Genomic DNA, 6,380 nt, shown 5'->3' on the forward strand with positions numbered 1-6,380 from the left:
ATAAAAAGAAAACCATAACAAGAGCTAAAAAATCATAACCACCCTTTGGGATGGCAACAATTTTTAGCCATTACGTTAACTACAATAAAACTGAACAAAATAAATGAACAACGGAAAAGCAAAAATCGAAAACACCATGGGGAACTATAAAGTGAGTATCCCATCAAAAAAAAATTGGTTTGCTTTAATATTTGGAACAGCTTGGATGGGTGGTTGGTATTTCGGATTTACAAGCGCAATCTCAAGTTTCGGATTTAATACGGAAGGAGGATTTAATGGATTTATGACTTTTTGGTTGATTGGTTGGACTATTGGAGGAATAACTGTTGTGTCAATGCTTCTATGGGGTTATTTCGGTGAAGAAAAACTTGAGTTTGATAGGCAAGAATTAAATTTTAATAAAACAATATTCGGGATTGGCATAAAGAAGAAATTAATAAAAAATGAAATCAAAAACTTCCGATTTGAGAAAATTAATGAAAGCATGTTTGGTGGAAACAGATGGACATTCTGGGGTTTGGGACCAGGTAAAATAAAATTTGACTATGGATTCAAAACATATTCTTTTGGCTTGGCCGTTGATGATGCAGAAGCAAATTATTTAGTGGAGGAATTGAATAAAAAAATTGAAAAACAGTAGTTAACACTATGTAAAAATGCATTAAAACGCATTTTACATTAAACGTTAGGTACAATAATCATTATCCAAGAAATTTATTATCACTTATGAAATACATTATTCTACTATTAATTTTCTTCCAATTAGTAGGCTGTAAAAAAGAAGATAAAACATTGAATTTTGAACATATAGGAATATCATTACATTATCCATCAAATTGGAATAGAGTTGAGAACGATCATACCATTTTTGGAATAACTAATAATTCTCTTTTTGATGGAGATGGTTCGAATATTCTTTTACAGAAAATAGACTCGGTAGAATCCAGTTACTATGGAACCAATTCATTTGATGAATATGTAAATTCTTTATTTGAATTTCAAAAAACAAATAATAAACTTCTAATTTCTAAAAAGTTAGAAGATGTTTATTTAAATAAAATTCCATGCAAAAAATTTATAGCTCAAAAAGAAGGTATATTTTCTACAATGATTCAAACAACGTTTTTATTTAACTATAACAAAAGCTATTATAATTTGATTCTAACAGAAGTAATAGATTTAGAAGATGAAAGTTTAAATAGAAATAGGACAATATTATCAAGTTTAGAATTAAAAAATATAGAATCCAATACATTACTATAATGTACCTAACATCAGCTAAAACAGCAAGTTTCGGTCGACGCGACCTCGCTCGCAGTTTAGCAATTTCGTTAGCAACAATATCTTGTAGATATCTTAATTTTTGAATTAATTATTTTAATGAAAGTATTATTTTTTATATCTCTTTTTAATCTATATATGAGTGATCCTATTAACCAAATAATAGAAGGTAGAATAGAGTCATTTAAAGAAGTTTCAGAATTAACTATATATGATCAATTTGAATTGTATGCTAATAAACTAATAAGAAAGACCAATTTTAATTTAGAAAAAGGATCAACATTCTTAGTTGAAAAATATTCAGATCACGGAAGAGGTAGTCATTTTATTACTTGGATAAATAAAGAACAAATAATCGAATGTGAAATAATAAAAAAGAGAATAACAAAAATAAGAAAACGAAAAATAACAATGGAAGAATACATAAGCCTAAATAAAACTTACCATGAAGAACATCTCTGTAAAGAAGGTGAAATAAAAGTTCTGCCAGCAAGTATATATTTAGTAACCAAATATGAAGCAGATGGTAGTTTTAAAAACTATTATTGTATTAATAATTAACATGTTGCTAACATCAACTAAACTCCAATCACGGTTGACGCAACCGCTCACGTAGTTTAGTCATCACGTTATATTTTATAGACTAATAATAAACAAAAATAGAAAATGACAGAACAAGAGATTTTTTTAAGAGGTATCTGGAAAATTATTCCTGATGAAGAGAATACTGATTGGATAGAAAATCTTTCGAAAGAAGAATTTGATGATTCACCATTAGGTGATTTTGGATCAATAATTAAAGGTATGCTTGACAAGGGTGTAGAAGCAAAGAGTATTGCTAGATTATTTAAAATAATAGGCTACGAAACAGCTTTTTCTATATTATACCATTTAGAAGATCCAATAGCTTCATTTGAAGGTTTTGAATCAGAAAATGATCATCTTGATTGGGCTTTGTTTACAATAGATGAAGAGTCTGAAACACCGAAAGAAGGTTTATGGGACCTTCATTCTAATTTACTTTCAATGGACCCATCAGGAAGAGAGATGAGACCCAAGAAGGAATAGTTATCACTTCACTGTTTGTTTAAACTTACAAAAATATAACATTAGCTAAAACTCCATGTTTCGGGTGACGCACCCTCACACGTAGTTTAGCCATTACGTTGGCAACCATTATGTGGAAAACAAACACTATATATATTTTTCTATCTGTTTTTGTAATTCTTCTTTCATGTTCAAATGACAGATTCAAGAAAACAAGACAAGTAGGTATTGAGGATGAAACTAGATATTTAGCCTTTGTAGATAGCTTATTCGAGAGTAATTCAAGTTATGAATCGATTAAATGGATTTATACATATCCAATATTAGTTCAAAAAACTGAAAAAATATGGCGAGAAGATGAAATACAGATACCTGAAACATTTGAGTTGCAACCTTTTTCTTTCTCAAATTTTGAATATAGTTCTTATTCATTTTCAGATAAGGGTTTATCAATCAAAGTCCTAGAACCAACAGAGAATAGACAAAACTTAGATTCTTTATTCTACTCAGAGTTTAAAAAAAAAGGAATAGGTATGGTTGTCACACTTCCATATTCTTGGACTGATTCAACACATGAAGTTTGGATTGATTACAAAGTAATTGAATATGGATATTGTGGTTTTCCTTACTTTAATTCTAGTAAATATAAATAAAAAACAGTTGCCAACACCAGCTAAAACTCCATGTATCGGGTGACGCACCCTCACACGTAGTTTAGCAATCACGTTGTGGGTAATTATTCTAAATCAGTAGCAAACGAAAGAGATTATGAGATATATTCTTTTATTATTACTTAGTTTCTCAATTCTAAGTTTTAGTCATGTAAAATATGAAGAGGACATTTCGGAGAATATCAATTATAGAGTTTCAATTGAAGTTACGAATAGGATATTTTCTTCTAATTTAGAAATCATAAATACTCCTTCTGATATTGCAGTTAAATTCATTAATGATTATGTTGAAAACTGTAATAGCAAAGAGAGGGATGAAATCATGAGTTGGATAAATAACTATCCAAAAGTCAGTCAAACATTTAAGGAAGAGCTTGAAGAACTAATTTTAGAGGCTGAAAAAAATGCCCCTGAAATAGGACTTGATTTTGATCCAATATTTGATGCTCAAGATTACCCTGATGATGGTTTTAAACTGTCAAATTTTGACCCAACTACAAATTACTTAACAGTAGAAGGTATTCATTGGGAAGGATTTTATATTACAATGAAAATAAAGAAATATAATAATGAATGGTTCATTGATGGATGTGGGGTTATAAATATTCCAAAATCAAAACAAGCAAAACGGTAAAATACCCACAACATTAGCTAATCTCCATCCACCGGTCGACACGCCCGCTGGTCGTAGTTTAGCCATTACGTTGTGGGTTATATCATCAAGCATTACAATTAAACTAAATGTATCTTCAACTAATACTTTTATTATTAATAATTGGCTTACCAGTATATGGTCAAACATTTGAATCAGACACTGTTGGTATATATTATGCTCAAGCAATCGAAGAAGAGTTATTTTCTGACACAGAATTAGAGTTAACAGTCAATCAAAAAATAGTCTTAGAAAAAAGGTTAATATCTATATATGAGCAACTTTTAAAAGACTTTTCTGGAAGTACATATAAGCTCTTTATTTTAAATAGACTAGGAAGTTTATATCTTCAAAAAGATCATTTGAAATCAAAAGAATACAATAATAGAGTGATCCATGCAAGTGAAATATTTTATTTGTCATACACTGAAAGAGTATTTTTAGAATCGAATATTAAACCTTTATTTTTTAATGTAATCATTACAGACAGAACTCTAAAACATAACTCCTTTTTAAACCTAGCAAGAATATCATTAGAAGAACAGAAGTATAATCAAGCTTTAACGTTTTTAGATTCATGTAACAGTTATCCTGAAGATTTCGAATCAGATGTGAAACCATTAGAACGACACTTAAATGAACGAATAAAAAGTTTATATGGACTAGGAGAATATAAAGAACTAGATTTATTACTCAAATCATCTTATTTGTATTCGTTTTTTATTCCTTCAGAAAATGAAGAAATTATTTATGAAACAATAATAAGAACATATGAAAAGCCATATATAATATCAAACATTCTAGAACCAATTAAGCATTTAAATATCAAGAAATCATATTTCGCTGGAGGTATAGATATTAACTTTATGAACGAAAAAAATACTATTGATTTAGTATATCTATCAACCGAAAATCAAGTTTATGAGAAATGCTTAAAGGAGGAATCAAAAGAGAATTTTTATAGTTTTGCAAAACTGGTAATAAAAGATCGTAAGAAATCAACTTTATATCAAAAATTAAAAAAATATACAACCCACAACAGCAGCTAAAACTCCATGTATCGGGTGAAGCACCCTCACACGTAGTTTAGCATATACGTTACCCACAAGTATGAACAAGACAATAATCATAATATCAGCTTTAGTTCTAATTGTAGTCGGGTTTTCACTTTCTATGACTTCAATAGCTTGGTCAATTCATTCGAAGGATATGCTTTATTTGCCATTATGGATTACGACTATTATAGGACTCATTTTTTATCTAGTAACAAAACAAATTGGAAACAAAATATTGATTTTAATTTCAATCCTATGGCTTCTCCAATTAGCAGAAACTTTAGGTTGGTTTTTGACTTTTAAACCTGAAAAAATTGCTTTATGGGGAATTATTGGTTTACCTACATTGGCAAGTATACTAATTGTAATTTTCGGAACTAATAAAGAATTTAAGAATCGGAAAAAAGTCGGTTTTTTTATTAAGGCAATTGCTTTGATAATACCTATCCTAGGAATTTTTTCATATTCATACAAAACTTATGACAGAGCGGTATTTTCTGAATTTTATGATATTGAGAACACCAAATATAAAGCTGTATTTAAACGAACACCTTTGGACACAAGACAATTTGAAATAGATTTGTCAGTGAATGAATTGAGGGATTTAGTGAAAAACAAAGCAACCTTTGTTGCAAATCATCACTATTTTCCAAATACGAGGCTTAAAGTAAATATGAGATTTTCTAAAATAAATGAAATTGAATTATATCAAATTGAAGAATATGAACTCGAACAACCAATAAAATGGAAAATAGACGAGTTAAGTGGAGAAACAGAATTTTTAAAATAATAAAACCAGTGGGTAACAATAGCTAAAACAGCAAGTCTCGGGCGACGCGCCCTCGCTCGCAGTTTAGCAATTTCGTTGTGCAACATTATTATCACATGAAAAAGATTATACCAATATTGATATTCTTGTTGATAAATAACTTCTCATATTCTCAGAGTTATTTGACTAGTGAAGTAATTTCAAAAGCTGAATTTTATTTGAAGGAAGCTGTTGGTGTTGAACTATTTAAATATTTTACCTTGGCCCCTCATTCTTATTATCACTATAAAAACAAAAAAGGGAAGTCTAAATGGAGAGAGATCAGCAAAGGGAAAAAGACAAGAGGAACATTTGTTGATGGGAAGAATATAAATTTCGTTTTAAATCATCCTGATTTTTCATATCCATATGTAAGGAAAATTGTTTATGTTGAATTGAATTCTGATTTAGAACTTATACATGACCTTTACATAGACCAGATTCCTAAATTCCTTCTGGAGAATAAACCTTCAAATTGGCTTACTGAAGATCAATTAGATCAAATCATTAAAAATCAGAACCTTAAGAAGATATCTAGTCCATTAACAAAGAGATTGAATTTCGATTCAAAGATGAAAAGTTACTACTGGATTGTATGGAATACTCTTTATGAAGAAGAGTACTTTTCAGACGAAGAGATTCTGCATATTGACGCTGTTACAGGAGTTGTATTGAAACATTTTGAAGAAAGGCAGTATTTCATACATTGTTATTGATTAGAAAACGTTGCACAACACCAGCTAAAACTCCATGTGTCGGGTGACTCACCCTCACACGTAGTTTAGCATATACGTTAGGCAAAATTAAACACAACTTAAAGATGAAATCTAAACTAATTATTCTGTTTTCTTTTATTTTATCTTCAT

9 protein-coding genes are annotated in these 6,380 nt (G+C 29.5%); all 9 read left to right on the top strand.

Annotation, left to right across the window (positions count from 1 at the left end; all coding sequences use genetic code 11):
* Positions 1 to 103 precede the first annotated feature (103 nt).
* The 9 genes from QL232_RS27085 (at position 104) to QL232_RS27125 (ending at position 6,230) form a co-directional block, all read left to right on the top strand.
* Complete coding sequence (locus tag QL232_RS27085) at positions 104 to 640, top strand: hypothetical protein (RefSeq protein ID WP_281616478.1); 537 nt, start codon at positions 104 to 106, stop codon at positions 638 to 640.
* 86 nt (positions 641 to 726) lie between these two features.
* Positions 727 to 1,263, top strand: coding sequence for a hypothetical protein (locus QL232_RS27090; RefSeq protein WP_281616479.1), 537 nt, complete (start codon positions 727 to 729; stop codon positions 1,261 to 1,263).
* A gap of 117 nt (positions 1,264 to 1,380) precedes the next feature.
* Positions 1,381 to 1,842 carry a hypothetical protein gene (locus QL232_RS27095; protein WP_281616480.1) on the top strand — a complete coding sequence of 154 codons (462 nt, stop codon included), beginning with the start codon at positions 1,381 to 1,383 and terminating at the stop codon, positions 1,840 to 1,842.
* Positions 1,843 to 1,947: 105 nt separating this feature from the next.
* A complete protein-coding gene (locus tag QL232_RS27100) occupies positions 1,948 to 2,349 on the top strand; it encodes a hypothetical protein (RefSeq protein ID WP_168885761.1) in 402 nt (133 codons plus the stop codon).
* Between the two features lie 110 nt (positions 2,350 to 2,459).
* Positions 2,460 to 2,981, top strand: coding sequence for a hypothetical protein (locus tag QL232_RS27105; protein ID WP_281616481.1), 522 nt, complete (start codon positions 2,460 to 2,462; stop codon positions 2,979 to 2,981).
* 115 nt (positions 2,982 to 3,096) lie between these two features.
* Positions 3,097 to 3,633: a hypothetical protein gene (locus QL232_RS27110; protein WP_281616482.1), complete on the top strand. Its 537-nt coding sequence runs from the start codon at positions 3,097 to 3,099 to the stop codon at positions 3,631 to 3,633.
* Between the two features lie 107 nt (positions 3,634 to 3,740).
* On the top strand, positions 3,741 to 4,700 hold the full coding sequence (locus tag QL232_RS27115; RefSeq protein ID WP_281616483.1) for a hypothetical protein: 960 nt from the start codon (positions 3,741 to 3,743) through the stop codon (positions 4,698 to 4,700).
* A gap of 61 nt (positions 4,701 to 4,761) precedes the next feature.
* Entirely contained in the window at positions 4,762 to 5,496 is a 735-nt protein-coding gene (locus tag QL232_RS27120; RefSeq protein WP_281616484.1) for a hypothetical protein, read from the top strand.
* 95 nt (positions 5,497 to 5,591) lie between these two features.
* Positions 5,592 to 6,230, top strand: a complete 639-nt coding sequence (locus tag QL232_RS27125) for a hypothetical protein (RefSeq protein WP_281616485.1) — start codon at positions 5,592 to 5,594, stop codon at positions 6,228 to 6,230.
* Positions 6,231 to 6,380: the final 150 nt, after the last annotated feature.

It is taken from the genome of Flammeovirga sp. SubArs3 (assembly GCF_947387565.1).
Taxonomy (GTDB): domain Bacteria; phylum Bacteroidota; class Bacteroidia; order Cytophagales; family Flammeovirgaceae; genus Flammeovirga; species Flammeovirga agarivorans.